Origin of the sequence: Paenibacillus naphthalenovorans (genome assembly GCF_900099895.1) — a bacterium.
Taxonomy (GTDB): domain Bacteria; phylum Bacillota; class Bacilli; order Paenibacillales; family NBRC-103111; genus Paenibacillus_G; species Paenibacillus_G naphthalenovorans.
Genome location: NZ_FNDY01000002.1, coordinates 241,580 through 256,587 on the forward strand (window position 1 = coordinate 241,580; position 15,008 = coordinate 256,587).

Below are 15,008 nucleotides of genomic sequence, written 5' to 3' on the forward strand. Positions count from 1 at the left end.
TACGCTCCTTTGAAACGGTAGTCTGCACTCTCCAATCAAGCCGGGCAGCAGGCGCTCACTCTGTTTCTCCGCCAGGCCGATGCATTCTTTTGGCACAGCTACAATGTGATCTAATCAATGTCAACATCCTATTCATGGTAAGGGAGTTGTTTCAACGGACCGTTTTCTACTCACTACCAGCCCCCATTGTATTCCGTGTTGAATTTTTAAAATGCGGATTTGATTCTAACCATCACAAATACAGACGAAATCAGCAGCAAAACGACCAACCCCGCGATCGGCGCCGTATCTCCCGTTTGGGGATTTTCAACGGTCTGCTTCCCGGCGGACGCATCCGCTGTGGCAGCATCGGACTTATGCCGAGTCGCCGGTTGAGATTTTCCGGAAACCGCTGCTGCATCGGACGAACGGACGGAAGCAGCGGAGGTCCCGCTTTTGGCCTGCCCGCTTGCTTCGGCAGGTGCCGCATCCTTTCCGGTGCCGACACTTTTTATACTTTTTTCATCAAAAATAAAACGAATGGTGTAATCGTGATCGTAATCAATCGACTCTACCGTGACATGTATTTTTGAAATTAACGGCTTGGACAAGTCGTCCACTACGAATTCAACTGTTCTTTTGTCGGCAGCTTTGTCACTGCCTACCACTTTGGCATCGACAAAGCTGTCGTTGACAGGCGTTTTGAAAACCGTGATCCATTTGCTGTGATTCATTTGAATCTGTGCAGTTACAGTACCGTTCTTGACCGTCAGGGTAGCCGGCTTTTCAAAATAATCATTCGCCATCGATACCGAATCGTTCTCCGCTTTTGTGATGACATAGTCAATGGTGTAAGTACCGTCGGAAAGGGAGGGAGCGGCACCGGCTGTTTGCGGTGAAACTAACAAGGCGAAAGCGAGCACCAGCGACAGTGCAAGAAACGGGGCGGCAAAAAACCTTTTCACGTTGATGTCCTCCATTGTTATGGTACCCCCCAAGAAAATGATTATCATTCTCAGTTGGAGCTTAAAAAAAATGACTTCCGTTGTGCGACTATGGTACTTTTGACTACTGTCGTTTTTCTAGCTCATCTGTACAACACCCCTGCCTTCTTTGAGAAAAAAATAGTTGTTATCCAAGCTTTCGATTTGATATTATCTCAGCTTCCTAAATATTGTCAACCATTTTATTTACCCTCGCGGCCATCCTTTTTCGGCCTCAAGTCACAAAAAATTGGGTTAATAGCAATAAATTTGGCTAATGATTCCATAAAAAGCTGTTGACATTGATATTCATTATCATTTATGATTCTCAATAATCACATAGCGCCCAGTACAAGGAACAGGAGGATTTTTATGAAAAAATACGGGGGCTTTATCTGCATGGCTATAGCGCTATTGCTGGCTTCAGGCTGCAGCCAAACGCAACCTGACGGTACCGGCGCTCTTGCAGCATCTGCTCCGAAGGCCGTATCCATTCAAGATTTTGCCGGACGCAGCATTGACTTTCCGTCCGTTCCCCGCAAAATAGCGGTTCTAAGCAACGGAGATATGGATATTATATATGCTCTGGGAGGCGAGGTGGTCGGAAGACCTACATCCAACGGCCCCGTTCCAATCAAGGATGCTGCCCAAGCGGAACAAATCGGAACTACGCATGGCATTGATCTGGAGAAAATCGCGTATCTAAGTCCCGATGTCGTACTTGGGAACTATCCGATGAATACGAAAGACATCCCCTCCGTCGAAGGCATCGGCTCTAAAATAATGTTGACCTCAGCCAATTCGATCAGCGATATCCAAAAACAAATACAGCTTTTCGGTCAACTTTTGCAGAAGGAATCCAAAGCAAACGAGCTGATTCTTGCCATCGATCAGAAAGTGAAGGAAATCAACCCGGAGGAGAATACCGTAAAACCGAGAGTGTTATTAGTCTATGGAGCCCCCGGCACCTATATGGCCGCTTTGAACAATTCCTTAAGTGGCGATATCCTGGTCAAGGCCGGAGGAGAAAATATTGCAGCCGATTATCCGAAGCTGGAAAACTATCCTCAATATGCCCAGCTAAATACGGAAAAAATAATCCAATCGAATCCTCAGCTTATACTTCTCATGAGTCATGGCAACCCCGAACAAGTGAAGGATGGATTTTTAAAAGAAATGCAGCAAAACGCGGCCTGGCACAGCTTGGACGCCGTCAAAGAAAATCGCGTAGACGTTTTGCCGGCGGATCTTTTTGGCACCAATCCCGGCACCAGAGTGATTGAGGCGCTTGATCTGCTGCATAAACGGCTGCAAGACGTGAAGTGACATCTGATGAATATTACACAACGCCGCTTGAGAAGAAAGCTTGTGATTACCGTTGTCCCTATGTTTCTTATCATTGTAGCTTTTTACGGTTTAACCTACGGTTCCGTCACGATATCCCTGCAGGAGATATGGGCTGTGTTTCATGCCGACGGCCAGCCTGTACACGAAAAAATCATTATGAATTTAAGATTGCCCCGAGTGCTGATCGGCCTTTTGGTGGGAGCTTGTTTAGCCGCTTCCGGAGCTCTTTTGCAAGGTGTGATGAAGAATCCTTTGGCCGATCCCGGCATTATCGGGGTTTCCGCAGGAGGCGGTCTGGCTGCGATTATTTCCATGATCGTTTTTCCGCAGCTGAGCTACCTGCTCCCCGCTCTGGCATTCCTGGGCGCCTTGATCACATCCCTTATGATTTACATGATGGCTTGGGATAAGGGAGCGTCGCCGCTCAAAATCATTTTGGCGGGCGTGGCCATCAATGCCTTATTAGGGGCTATCACCAACGGGTTTATGGTTTTATACAGCGAACGGGTTCAAGCCGTCCTGCCCTGGCTGGCGGGAGGATTAAGCGGGCGGAGCTGGCATCATCTCGAATTCATGGCTCCTTATGCCATCACAGGGCTCATTTTAACCCTATTCGCGATTAAACCGTCAAATCTGCTGCTTTTGGGGGATGATTCGGCTAAACTTCTCGGCCAAAAAGTGGAGCTGCAGCGATTCCTGATTATTTTACTGGCCTCTTTGTTGGCCGGGACTGCCGTCAGTGTAGCCGGTTTAATCGGCTTTGTCGGCCTGGTCGTCCCTCACGCCATCCGGCTGCTTGTCGGCGATGATTACCGTTTCTTGCTGCCTCTTTCCATTGTGGGGGGAGCGGCACTGGTCGTTCTGGCGGATACGATAGCGCGCTCGTGGTTCGATCCGATTGAGCTGCCTGTCGGTATATTGCTGGCCGCCTTAGGTGCGCCGTTCTTTTTATTTTTACTGAAGAAACGGGGAATCATGCGATGACCGCTATTCAAACCAACCATATGGCATTCCATGCAGGCGCATTCCGACTGCATGATATCTCCCTTTCGATCCCCAGTGAGTGTATGACGGCCATTGTGGGTCCCAACGGCTCCGGCAAGTCGACCTTGCTAAAACTCATGAGTCAATTACTGCTGCCGGATCAGGGGGAAATCTATATTAGAGGAAAGCAGGCGAAAACCTATCCGGCCATCGCCCTTGCCAAAATCGTCTCCATGCTGACCCAGTCCAAGCATTCGCTTCCCGATATGACGGTAAGAGAGCTTGTTTCGTACGGACGCTCTCCCTACAAAAGACTCTTCGATCGTATGACTGCCGACGACGAACGCATCGTGGATTGGGCCATGGAAGTCACGGGCACAAAAAGACATGAGCAGCGGATGTTTCATACTTTATCTGGAGGTGAGCAGCAAAAAGCGCGTATTGCTATGGCGTTGGCCCAAAAAACGAGCATCATCCTGCTGGATGAACCTACAACGTTTTTGGATATCGCACATCAGCTGGACGTTATGGAAATGCTGCAGAAAATTAATCGGGAATACCGCATCACAATCGTCATGGTGCTTCATGATCTGCAGCAGGCTGCCCGTTACTGTCATTACATGATCGCCGTAAAAAACGGGAAAATCATGACAACGGGAAAACCAAAGGATATCATTAACCCCGCTTTTTTAAAGGAGGTCTATCAAATTGAAGCCAAAGTAACCTTTGCAGACGAATATCCGATGATTATACCTGTTAAAACTTTAGAATCGATATAGGAGGAATAGACCATGGTCATTGTGACAAATACTTCTCAAATTACAAAAGGAAATGCGCATAAATTAATCGAACGATTCGATAAAGTAGGAAAAGTGGAGTACATGGAAGGCTTTCTCGGATTGGAAGTCCTGCTGACAGAAAATACGCCCGAATATGATGAGGTTACGGTCAGCACGCGGTGGAATCGCAAGGAAGACTTCCAGGCCTGGACCCGGAGCGAAGCGTTCCGCGAAGCCCACTCCCACCGCGAGGGATTACCGGAGTATATTATTTCGAACAAAATATCGTTTTATGACGTAAAAATTGTCAGACACCCCATCACAGCCAGTTAACGGCCCAAACGAAAACCGCCTCCAGTCCGTCGTCAGGGAGTGAGGCGGTTCCTTCCTACCCCCTGATGAGACCGCCGCATACCGGGATCACCTGTCCGGTCACATAATCCGATAAACCCGTCGTTAAAAATTGAATGACATTGGCACAATCTTCAACGGTACCGAGCCGTTTTAACGCCGTGTCGGATTCCAGCTTTTCTTTGCCGATCTTTTCAAATTGCACGTTTAATCTGCCGGTCGCAATATACCCGGGAGCGATACAGTTCACTTGTATCCCATACGGTCCCAATTCCTGTGCAAGATATCGGGTGTAGCCGACGATGCCGGCTTTGGCTGCGCCATAATGTGCGTAACTGCCGTCAACATTGCCCTGGAGGCCGGCAATAGACGATACGGTTACGATTTTTCCCGACTTTTGTTGTTTCATAAAAGGGGATGCCGACATGCAGGTGTGAATCGTACCGTACAAATTCCTTTCCATTATCCTTCGCGTCTGGACCATATCGAGCCTTGAGGCAAAGCTTTCCGTAAGCCCTCCCGCGCCTCCGCCCGCATTACAAATCACAATGTCGATCCGTCCGAATTCATCCATGGCTTTTTCCATCAAAGCAGTACAAGCTTTTGCATCGGTTACATCGATTTCATAGCCTGATGATCGTACCCCACGCTGCCTTACTTCTTCTACTACCGTTTCTCCCGTCATCTGATTTTTTTCCATTTCAAAATCGGTAAACGAGTGTAAATCGAGATCCGCCACAACGACATGGGCCCCCAAATCCGCCAATCTGAGGGCATAGCCTCTTCCAAGTCCCCGCGCGGCTCCCGTAACGACAGCTGCTTTGTCCTTCAGCGGTTTATGTTCCATATTCATTCCTCCGCTTCCCCTCGCTATATGCCCAAGTAAGCCGAAAGAAGCTCGTCGTTATGAAGAAGTTCTTCTCCGCTTCCGGATAATGTGATTTTACCGTTTTCCAGCACATAGGCGTAATGACATATCGAAAGGGCCCGATGAACGCTTTGCTCGACCAGCAGTACCGTTGTCCCGTCCTTATTGACCTTCGCAATAATTTCGAATACTTGCTCGACCATGGAAGGGGCCAAGCCTAATGAAGGTTCATCCAGCATTAAGAGATCCGGCTGCGCCATCAATCCGCGTGCGATCGCACACATTTGCTGTTCACCCCCGCTAAGCGTTCCTGCGATTTGTTTTCTTCTTTCATAGAGCCGTGGCATATACGCATAAATCATCTCCAACCGCTCTTTCATGGAAGCTCTTGCCCTCTTGCAAAAGGCTCCGAGCTGAATGTTTTCGATAACCGTTAAATCGGGGAAAAGCTTCCTTCCTTCAGGAACTTGAACGATTCCCCGTTCCACGATCTCTTTGGGCGTAAGCTGATGGATCTTCTCCTCCCCTAACAGGATAGCCCCCTCCCGGAGACGGTAAATACCGGAAATCGAATTGATGGTTGTGCTTTTGCCGGCGCCATTGCTGCCCAGCAATGCGACGATCTTTCCCTTTGCTACTTCAATAGAAGCTTCCTTTAGAGCCAAAACATCCCCGTGATATACTGTGACCTTCTCAAGTTTCAGCAAACGCCACACCCCCTCCCAGATAAGCTTTAATCACTTCGGGATTTCTTTTCACCTCGTCCGGAGTGCCTTCGGCAATTTTTTGGCCGAAGTTGATGACGATGATCCGGTCGCTTAAGGTCATGATCGCCTTCATGATATGTTCGATGATAACGATGGTAAGCTCCTTGCTTCGAAGGGACTTAATGACATCGATCACTTGATTCATTTCACTCTCCGAAAGACCGCCCATTACCTCATCCAGCAGAAGGAGCGCCGGTCTTGTTGCCAGTGCTTTGGCCAATTCCAGTTTTTTTCTTTCCCCTATCGTCAATGTGCCGGCCAACACATGGGTGCGGTGGGACAACAGAGCTTTTTCGAGAATTTCTTCCGCCGTTTTTCCGGCTTCTTCTATCGTCTTCACCTTACTGAAAGCAGAAACCATAACGTTTTCTTTTACCGTCATATCCTGGAACGGCTTTACCTTTTGAAAGGTTTTGGCAATGCCATTCTGCGTAAAATCACTAGGTCTTTTCCAGTCCGCCACATCCCTGCCCCGGTACAATATCCTCCCCTCATTCGGCCTCAAAAAACCGCTTAACAGATCGAATAAAGTCGTTTTTCCTGCTCCGTTCGGACCGATAATCCCGAGTATCTCCCCCGCTTCCGCAGCAAAGCTGATATCATGAACGGCAACGACACCTTTGAATCGTTTCGTCACATGCTCGACCCGCAATACTTCCATATCCATCATTCCTTATTCAGACTGATATTTCGACAGCCGTCTCGTATTCCATTTGCGCAGCATTCCAATCACGCCTTGAGGTGCAAGGATGATAATCAGCATGAGAATGGCGCCGTATAACATCCCGTGTATACCGTCGCCGAATTGCGCCAATTCCGAACGTAAGACCTCATTCACCGGCACCAGAAGAAGAGCCCCGATCATAGGTCCCAAATAAGCGGCCTGGCCTCCGATCATGACGATCAGAATCATGAGAATATTCAGTTCGAGATTAAAAACGCTGTAAGGGTCAATATACATAATGTACTGTGCGTAAAAGGTTCCCGCTAAAGAAGTGAAAAAAGCGCTTAAGCACATGATTCTTACTTTGAGCTTCAAGGAGTTAATTCCTACGGCCTCCGCAGCCGCCTCCGACAATTTCAACGCTTTCAATAAGTATCCCGTCCGGGAATTTTCAATTCGAACAGAAACGGACAGCCCGATGAGTACAAGTACGCATATGATAAAATAATAGGCGGCTTTGGAATCGAAGAGCATGTTTTGGAACGACATGGCGAGCGGGAGGCTCAAGCCCTGGGAACCTCCCGTTAAATCTTTCCAGAATACGGCCACAATTAAACTCACTTGGGATAAAGCGAGGGTAGCCAGAGCAAAAAAGGGGCCTTTTAGCCTTACGGTCCAATAACTTAAAAAACCCGCAATCACAGAGGAAAGGATTCCCCCAACAAGCATTCCGAGCCAGGGAGAGACGTTAAAATGAAGAAATAACAAGGTCGAGGTATACGCTCCGATCCCAAAAAAGACAATATGGGCAAATGATAACTGGCCGGTATATCCCCCCACCCAATTCCAAAATAAAGCGAGGGCGGCATACATTAAGGTCATCACTGCGATATTCAAATGGTGCTTATCCGTTAAAAAAACCGGCAAAATGAGCAACACAAACCCGAGTGTCATGGCAACGTAATATTTTTGTAATCTCATATCATTCAACCACCAGGTCTTTATTTCTGCTGCTTAACATTCCGGCAGGTTTAAATATCAATACGAGGAAGAAGATGACAAAACAAAACGCTTCCTTCAATCCCGGACTCACATAATATCCGCTCGCCGATTCGATGACACCGATCAAAAGTCCCCCAACCAGAGCGCCTCGAATATCGCCTAACCCGCCAAGAACCGCTACGACAAAGCTGATGAGCACAAAGTTCATACCGACCGTAGGATATACGTAAAATATGGGCATCAACAAACAAGAAGCTACCCCAACGATCGCTGCGCCAATGCCAAAAGTAACTTGAAATACCTGATTCACAGGGATGCCCATCAACAGCGAGGCATTTCGATCCTGAGCCACCGCGCGAATCGCTCTTCCATAGAACGTTTTCTTTAGAAAAAGAAACAACGCCGCAATAATGAAAATGGTGATCGCAAAGGAAACGGCTTTCGTCAAGCTTACATTCAAGCTTCCTATATTCATGACGGTATTCTGATAGTCTACGCTAATGGTTCGGTACTCTCCGCCGAATAAAAACAGCGCTGCGTTTTGCAGAAAATACATCATGCCTACCGTAATGATGAGCTGGGAATTTTCGTCGCCAAGCAAGGGCTGTATAAACACCTTTTGAGTAAAAGCCCCGAGGGCAAATAACACTGCAGCAACCGGCAGCATGGTTAGATAAGGGTCGATACCCAAAGAAGTTACCAAGAAATAGCAAAGAAACATGCCCAGCATGAGAAACTCGCCATGAGCAAAGTTAACGATGCGAACCACGCCGAAAATTAACGTCAGCCCTATGGTAATGAGGGAATACATACCGCCCAATAATATGCCTGATACGATAACCTGCAGCAGCATTTGCATCATCCCCTCCTTTTTATGCGATTCATTACTCTAATGTAAATTCACTCAAAGCGGCCGCTCTCGGCCATACGACGATCATTTTGCCGTCTCTCCATTGGTGGGCAAACAAATTGCCGCGTTGATTTTGTCCGTCCTCCCCGAACTTAATGCCCCAGCCCGTCGGGCTTTGCCCCTCCGGCTGATCCCATGTAAATACAGCCTCGCGAATTTTATCCGGTTCAACAGACTCCGCTTTTTCAATCGTTTGGAAGAGCAGTTTAGCAGACCAATAATGAATCAGAGAGTGAGCGCTGTGCGGCTCTTCGCCATATTGCTTCTTATAGGCTTCGATAAAATGATCCATTCCCGGTGTATATTTCGGATTAGTCGTAAACTGCGGCACATCAAAACTAATGTTGCCTTCTACTTTATCGTTGCCCAGCGCTTTCGCATAATCCGTAAGGGAATAACCGGCGCCGGCGCCGAGGAATACGGGAACCTCGACTTTATTTTCAAGCATCTGGCGAGTCAACAAAATACCGTCGGTCACATATGAGACCGCAAACAGGATATCCGGTTGGGCATCCTTGATCTTGAGAACGATCGATGTCAAATCTTTGGCTTGGGCGTTATAAGGATAAACGGGAGGTGCTTTGGCTCCTACAGCCTGAATCGCTTTCTTGAATCGGTCCGCCCCGCTCGTTCCAAACTCGGAATCTTCATGTACAATCATAATCTTCAGATTGCCGATTGGTTTATTGAGACTCTTTGTCAGTTCATCCGCTACAAATTGGGCTTGATCCCTTGACGACATCGTGTCGTTGGGTTGGGTTCTAAACACATATTTAAAGCCTCTGGAGGTGATTGCTGTAGAAACCGCTCCTCCCTCCCAATAGATCACCCTATTCTTTTCAGCAACCTGGCTTGCCGCCATCGAGATGGAACTGGAATAGCTCCCCAAGATCGCTGTTATTTTTTCCTTGTTGATTAAACGGTCGGCTTCCGCTTGTGCGGCGTTGGGGCTAGGGGCATCCGCTTCCTTGAATGCGACTGTTTTGCCCAGCAAACCGCCGGCCTGATTTTGCTCGAGACGGGCCAATTCCGCACCCCTGAAGCTTTCAATTCCAAGTGGAGCCAGATTTCCGCTTCGGGGGAACAGCGCGCCTATATAGAGCGTTTCTTTGTTCTCACCGGAATCGGCGTGGTTTGAGGTACCGGACGGATGGCCCGGGCTGCATGCCGACACCGTCACCATGATGAGAATAAGAAGCAAGGCTATAAGCTTCGGTTGGAAATGTTTCATCATCTGACTACCCCCTTCTTCCATGATGGGCAAATCTCAATCCTCCAGGGACACGGCCATGGCGGACATGACCTTCTTATAACTTTCCCGGTCTGTTGTTGCTACATCAATCACTGTCGTACGCCCGGAGGCCAATGCACGCTTGATGACGCCGACCAATTCATCGGGATTTTCCACTCTGATGCCGTCGCACCCCATCGCTTTGGCCATATCGGCAAAGTTGCAGTTGTCATATTCGGAAGCGATAATCCGGCCGTGTTGAGCATTTTTGACCCAGCCTAACGCAGAATTATTAAAAATAATGGTGACGAACGGAATCGTGTACTGGACGGAAGTAATCAGCGCGTTCATGGTCATCGCGAAACCTCCGTCGCCCGTAACGGCCACGACTTTACTTTGCGGTTTTACCAATTTAACGGCCAGCGCAGCCGGCATGGCATATCCCATTCCCCCGGCCGAGGCGGGCGGTATAATGCTTCCTGCCGCTTTCGATTTAAAGAAGTGGGTCATAAATACGCGGTTTTCACCTGCGTCCAGCGTAATCACCGTGTCTTCGTCAACGGCTTCCTGCAGCTCCTTCACCAACCTCTGGGGAAGAATCGGGATCGCATCCGATTCCATCTCATCGCAAACCATGTACCGGTTTGCCAATTTACAAGCTTTTATTTTTTCTGTTCTTGCTTGAAGTTCCCCTGCATCCAAAGGCGTGATCGTGTCTATCAATTGATTCAGGATGATTTTGGCATCGCCAATCAGCGGAATATCGACAGGATATACCCAACTGGCATGTTTGGCCTCAATATCAATTTGGATCATCGTTTGTCTCGACGGATCAATGAGTTTCGTCGTTTCGTTGCATGTATCCGTAGGCGCTAGCCTGGAACCGACGGCAAGAATCACATCGGCTTCTGATAAAAGCTCATTCGCGGCATCCTGTCCCCAATTGCCGAGCACGCCTACAGCGTTCGGATGCGTTTCGGCAATAGCGCTTTTCCCTTGCGCCGTCGTTCCGACGGGCGCTCCGATCATTTCGGCAAAGGTTTGCAGCTCGGCATAAGCTTTCGAACCGTGAACCCCGTTTCCGGCAATAATAAACGGTCTTTTGGCGCCGGACAGTACTTGGCATGCCTGTTTGATCTTGTCATGGGTTTCTCCCTTTTTATCATTCACAAGATAGCGCCGGGAGTGATAAATGATAGGGGAGCTGTCGGGTTTGATTTTTCCGTTAATGGCCGAGCTGTGGAACACTACGCCCACAGGTCCCGGATTTCCCGAAACGGCATGTTTTACCGCCAACTGAACACTTTGCAAAGCTTGCTCCGGACCATATACCGCCGTCGCATATTTTGTAACCGCATCCAAAACTTTCTTTACGTCATAACCTCCATATTCTCCTGTACCCGCTTGATATGAACCATGATGGGAATACGGGAAATTATCCGTCATATCCGTTAAAATCAACATAGGTGAACTACCCTGAACGGCTTCCAAAGGCCCCATCAATCCATTCGAAAGGGTCCAGGCACCCTGTGCTGTGAAAACCCCCGGCTTGCCCGTCAACCTGCCGAATACTTCCGCCATAATACTTGCAATTTGTTCATGCCGGACAAGAATCGGTTTTACTTTTGGGGACTCGTACAATGCATCATACAATTTCCCCATATAACCGCCGGGAATGCCAAAGACATATTCCGCATCAATTTCTTCCAATATTTGGCATAATCCATCCATTGTGCTGCATTCTTTTGTAATCGAACCACTCTTTAGCGTTTTCGGGATTTCCGTCATCGTCTGTCAACCTCCATTTGAAATAATGTACTGACACAGGAATGAATTCGTTCGGTATAATTTAAGAATGTGCTCCATAGATCACTACATTGTATTTGTATTCCTTACTGTTTTGTACACATGTCAATGAAATTTCGCGCAGCATGTGACTGCCTGCTGCGCATAAAGGGTGTCACCTATGGGTGACACCCTTTATGCGGTCTTTCCATATCAAATTCATCGGTTGTCAAAAATTCCCCGGTTCTCGCCCGGAGGTATTTGCCTGCTCTGCATTAGGCTACTCCGTTGCCAATTCACGGATCACAGCCGCTTCAACATCAAAATCGTAGGCGCCTAGCGTAATGGCTACATGGTCGATCGTGCCGGTGAAGGCAAACGGCGCCGCGTAGGCAGGACTGACGGCGCTTTGATCGTCACGCCCAATTTGAAAAGCTCCGCCGGCAAATCCGAGAAAGCCGGTATGACCGACGGTTCCTTCCCCGATCTGCCGATTCTCAATGAACATTTTGACTGTCCCTTCATTGTCACCTGTGTTCAGCATCAACAAACGGAGAACGATCGAACCGGCAGGAAGCTCCTGATCCGAGATGACCGTGTATTTCCCGATACCGGAATAGTTGTAGTAAAATACAAGCCGGTTGTTTTGGATATACAGTACATAACCGCCGGAACCGTCCCCCTGGGAAATCAACACTCCTTCTTCCTCGGAGGTATGACGGGATAACGGCACACGGATCTCAAAGGATTTATTGCGAAGATCCGGGGCGACCGAGGCATGGAAACGGGACGGAGACGGATAATACTTCCTCCGTACCGGTCCGGCGGGTTGGGTGATGACCGATTTCCGGGCACGGATTTTCCCGGCCAGCGAACGCCCGTCCAGCGGAAGCACGCCATATTTGCCGGCCTCCACCCACCAGCGGTCGATCAAATCACGCAATATTTCGGGCTTTTGCCCGGCCAAATCGTTCATTTCCGAGTAATCCTCATCCACCCGGTACAGCTCCCAGGAATCTTCTTCAAACGGGGTATCCGGCTTATGGGCCGCCACGGCTTTCCAACCTTTATAGTAAATGGCCCGATTGCCCACCATTTCGTAATATTGAATCTCTTTGCGTGTCGGCAACGATCCATCATCAAACGTGTACGCCAGGCTGACTCCCTCGATCGGCTTCTGCGGCACACCCTTCAATACGGATGGAGCTTCGATATGAAGCAGTTCCAGAATGGTCGGTACGATATCGATGACGTGGTGATACTGGCTGCGAATAGCTCCGGCATCTTTGATCTTCTCAGGATAATGGATAATCAGCGGATCCTTGACTCCTCCCGCATGAACGAACGATTTATACCACTTTAAAGGCGTATTCCCGACTTGCGCCCAACCGGCAGGATAATGATTATTGGCCAAAGGGCTGCCTATTTCGTCTATTCGTTTCAATTTACTTTCAAACGACTCTTGAGTCCCCAGCCCGTTCCAGGAATTTACCGTTCCTTCTTTTCCGCCCATAGCGCAAGCCCCATTATCGGAAAGCAGGAGAATCAAGGTATTGTCCAGTTGTCCGATGGTCTTCAGAAAATCGATAAAGCGTCCGATATGATAGTCCGTATGTTCCAGAAAGCCTGCAAATGCTTCCTGCATCCGGGCATACAGCCTCTGCTCGTCGGCGCTTAATTCATCCCACGCCTTCACGCCTGGATTGCGGGGCGGCAGTTTCGCATCCGCAGGGATAATGCCCAGCGCCTGCTGTCTGGCAAACCACTCTTCGCGGGTACAATCCCAGCCTTTGTCATATTTCCCTTTGTACTTATCGATAAACTCCTTGGGAGCATGATGAGGCGCGTGCGTAGCACCGTAGGCCAGATAACAGAAAAACGGCTTGTCCGGCGCGGCGCTGTGGTGGTCACGAATATATTCGATCGCTTTATCCGTCAAATCCTCCGTTAAATGATAGCCTTCCTCCGGTGTTTTGGGCTGGGGCACCCTGCGGTTGTCCTCCACCAGGTCAGGATACCACTGGCTTGTCGCGCCGGACAAAAAGCCGTAGTAATGCTCAAATCCTCTTCCTAAAGGCCAATTGTCGAAAGGCCCCACATTGCTTTGCTCTTTGCCCGGCGTCAGGTGCCACTTTCCTACGGCATAGGTACTGTAACCATGTTCCAGCAAAATCTCACTGATCAATGCCGTATCTTTGCGTACTTTTCCGCGGCTATGAGGAAAACCGCTGTCATATTCGGAGACGAACGACACCCCGGCGCTATGCGGATTTCTCCCGGTCAGAAGCGATGCCCTCGTCGGTGAGCAAATCGCCGTCGTATGAAAATTATTGTAGCGGAGCCCCCCCGCTGCCAGCGCATCCATATGGGGCGTGTGAATATCGGAACCGTAACAGCCCAGATGGGCGAAACCAAGATCGTCCAACAGGATGATCACGATATTGGGGCGTCCTTCGGACGGTTTATCCGGTTTTGGCCACCAAGGCACCGATTCTTCCACGGTTCGGCCGATCACGCCTTGAAACGTTTCCTCTTTCCATGCAGACATGCCAAGCCCTCCTTTAGATTGAAATTACTTTAATTTCCCGCGAAATACGGCCCCGCCTACAATACCGTAACGCGACAGCGCGACGCTCCCGAACCAGCCGAGCAGACGGTCCGTGACAAATCCCATCACGCCCAAAGAGAACAAGCCTACAAAAATCCAATCCGTCTTGAAGTACAGTCTGGAGCTCCAGATCATGAATCCGACGCCTTCATTGGATGCCACCATCTCTGCGCCAATAATCGCCATAAACGATGTGCCCATCGCAAGCCTCATGCCCGTGAATATATAAGGCACCGTCGAAGGAATGATCACATGGAGCAGGATTTGCCACTCGGAAGCCCCCATGCTTCTGGCCGAACGAACCTTATCCTCCTCGACCGACAGCACGCCGGTCATCGTATTCAGGATGACGATAAATAATGTGGCGTACATAATCAAAACAATCTTGGACGTTTCCCCAATCCCGAACCACAGCAGAAATAAGGTGATGAAGGCCAGAGGCGGAATAAACCGGATGAAGTTAAGGAATGGTTCCGTCAACGTGCGGATGATGGTCACCCTGCCCATCAGCAGCCCGATCGGTACGGCTACAGCACAGCCGAGCACCCAGCCTGTAAGCACCCGCGCGAAACTGATCCCGATGTAACGAAAAAGCGATCCGTCCTGGGCTAATTCCACCATTCCCCGAAACGTATGCACAGGACCGGGCAGAAAATCCGGATGGGAACTCACCGACAGGAGCTGCCAACCGATCAATACGATGATCCAGGTTACTACGCCCGTATTCAGCAGTTTTTTATAAAAAGCCAA

General features: G+C 49.1%; 14 protein-coding genes. 4 read left to right on the plus strand and 10 right to left on the minus strand.

What is annotated here, in order from left to right:
- Positions 1-206: 206 nt before the first annotated feature.
- Positions 207-905, minus strand: a complete 699-nt coding sequence (gene isdC / locus BLT35_RS03645; RefSeq protein WP_437438526.1) for a heme uptake protein IsdC — start codon at positions 903-905, stop codon at positions 207-209.
- Between the two features lie 429 nt (positions 906-1,334).
- On the opposite strand from isdC, the gene BLT35_RS03650 reads away from it, so the two are divergent.
- The 4 genes from BLT35_RS03650 to isdG are packed head-to-tail and all read left to right on the plus strand — an operon-like array spanning position 1,335 to position 4,405.
- Positions 1,335-2,288 carry an ABC transporter substrate-binding protein gene (locus tag BLT35_RS03650; RefSeq protein ID WP_074727019.1) on the plus strand — a complete coding sequence of 318 codons (954 nt, stop codon included), beginning with the start codon at positions 1,335-1,337 and terminating at the stop codon, positions 2,286-2,288.
- 6 nt (positions 2,289-2,294) lie between these two features.
- Positions 2,295-3,293, plus strand: a complete 999-nt coding sequence (locus BLT35_RS03655; protein WP_074727020.1) for a FecCD family ABC transporter permease — start codon at positions 2,295-2,297, stop codon at positions 3,291-3,293.
- Entirely contained in the window at positions 3,290-4,072 is a 783-nt protein-coding gene (locus BLT35_RS03660) for an ABC transporter ATP-binding protein (protein ID WP_062407366.1), read from the plus strand. Before BLT35_RS03655 ends, BLT35_RS03660 begins: the two co-directional genes overlap by 4 nt.
- A gap of 12 nt (positions 4,073-4,084) precedes the next feature.
- On the plus strand, positions 4,085-4,405 hold the full coding sequence (isdG, locus tag BLT35_RS03665) for a heme oxygenase (protein WP_054817948.1): 321 nt from the start codon (positions 4,085-4,087) through the stop codon (positions 4,403-4,405).
- Positions 4,406-4,460: 55 nt separating this feature from the next.
- On the opposite strand, the gene BLT35_RS03670 is transcribed toward isdG, so the two are convergent.
- From BLT35_RS03670 to BLT35_RS03705, 9 genes are all read right to left on the minus strand, one after another.
- Positions 4,461-5,270 carry an SDR family NAD(P)-dependent oxidoreductase gene (locus BLT35_RS03670; RefSeq protein WP_062407365.1) on the minus strand — a complete coding sequence of 270 codons (810 nt, stop codon included), beginning with the start codon at positions 5,268-5,270 and terminating at the stop codon, positions 4,461-4,463.
- A 23-nt stretch (positions 5,271-5,293) separates the two neighbouring features.
- On the minus strand, positions 5,294-6,007 hold the full coding sequence (locus BLT35_RS03675) for an ABC transporter ATP-binding protein (RefSeq protein ID WP_367888772.1): 714 nt from the start codon (positions 6,005-6,007) through the stop codon (positions 5,294-5,296).
- Entirely contained in the window at positions 5,985-6,728 is a 744-nt protein-coding gene (locus BLT35_RS26165; RefSeq protein WP_254777502.1) for an ABC transporter ATP-binding protein, read from the minus strand. The genes BLT35_RS03675 and BLT35_RS26165 overlap by 23 nt, the downstream gene beginning before the upstream one ends.
- 3 nt (positions 6,729-6,731) lie before the next feature.
- Entirely contained in the window at positions 6,732-7,703 is a 972-nt protein-coding gene (locus BLT35_RS26170; RefSeq protein WP_062407361.1) for a branched-chain amino acid ABC transporter permease, read from the minus strand.
- Position 7,704: 1 nt separating this feature from the next.
- Positions 7,705-8,586 carry a branched-chain amino acid ABC transporter permease gene (locus BLT35_RS03685; RefSeq protein WP_083351170.1) on the minus strand — a complete coding sequence of 294 codons (882 nt, stop codon included), beginning with the start codon at positions 8,584-8,586 and terminating at the stop codon, positions 7,705-7,707.
- Between the two features lie 22 nt (positions 8,587-8,608).
- Positions 8,609-9,868 carry an ABC transporter substrate-binding protein gene (locus BLT35_RS03690; RefSeq protein ID WP_175471920.1) on the minus strand — a complete coding sequence of 420 codons (1,260 nt, stop codon included), beginning with the start codon at positions 9,866-9,868 and terminating at the stop codon, positions 8,609-8,611.
- Positions 9,869-9,901: 33 nt separating this feature from the next.
- Positions 9,902-11,653 carry a thiamine pyrophosphate-binding protein gene (locus BLT35_RS03695; RefSeq protein WP_074727023.1) on the minus strand — a complete coding sequence of 584 codons (1,752 nt, stop codon included), beginning with the start codon at positions 11,651-11,653 and terminating at the stop codon, positions 9,902-9,904.
- Between the two features lie 277 nt (positions 11,654-11,930).
- A complete protein-coding gene (locus BLT35_RS03700) occupies positions 11,931-14,198 on the minus strand; it encodes an arylsulfatase (RefSeq protein WP_074727024.1) in 2,268 nt (755 codons plus the stop codon).
- A gap of 24 nt (positions 14,199-14,222) precedes the next feature.
- Positions 14,223-15,008 (minus strand): ABC transporter permease, encoded by a 786-nt coding sequence (locus tag BLT35_RS03705; protein WP_062407351.1) that lies wholly within the window; start codon positions 15,006-15,008, stop codon positions 14,223-14,225.

Coding starts and splice junctions, on each gene's coding strand:
- BLT35_RS03650 (WP_074727019.1), top strand. CDS start 1,335: ATGAAAAAATACGGGGGCTTTATCTGCATGGCTATAGCGCTATTGCTG.
- BLT35_RS03655 (WP_074727020.1), top strand. CDS start 2,295: ATGAATATTACACAACGCCGCTTGAGAAGAAAGCTTGTGATTACCGTT.
- BLT35_RS03660 (WP_062407366.1), top strand. CDS start 3,290: ATGACCGCTATTCAAACCAACCATATGGCATTCCATGCAGGCGCATTC.
- isdG (WP_054817948.1), top strand. CDS start 4,085: ATGGTCATTGTGACAAATACTTCTCAAATTACAAAAGGAAATGCGCAT.
- BLT35_RS03670 (WP_062407365.1), bottom strand. CDS start 5,270: ATGGAACATAAACCGCTGAAGGACAAAGCAGCTGTCGTTACGGGAGCC.
- BLT35_RS26165 (WP_254777502.1), bottom strand. CDS start 6,728: ATGATGGATATGGAAGTATTGCGGGTCGAGCATGTGACGAAACGATTC.
- BLT35_RS26170 (WP_062407361.1), bottom strand. CDS start 7,703: ATGAGATTACAAAAATATTACGTTGCCATGACACTCGGGTTTGTGTTG.
- BLT35_RS03685 (WP_083351170.1), bottom strand. CDS start 8,586: ATGATGCAAATGCTGCTGCAGGTTATCGTATCAGGCATATTATTGGGC.
- BLT35_RS03690 (WP_175471920.1), bottom strand. CDS start 9,868: ATGATGAAACATTTCCAACCGAAGCTTATAGCCTTGCTTCTTATTCTC.
- BLT35_RS03695 (WP_074727023.1), bottom strand. CDS start 11,653: ATGACGGAAATCCCGAAAACGCTAAAGAGTGGTTCGATTACAAAAGAA.
- BLT35_RS03700 (WP_074727024.1), bottom strand. CDS start 14,198: ATGTCTGCATGGAAAGAGGAAACGTTTCAAGGCGTGATCGGCCGAACC.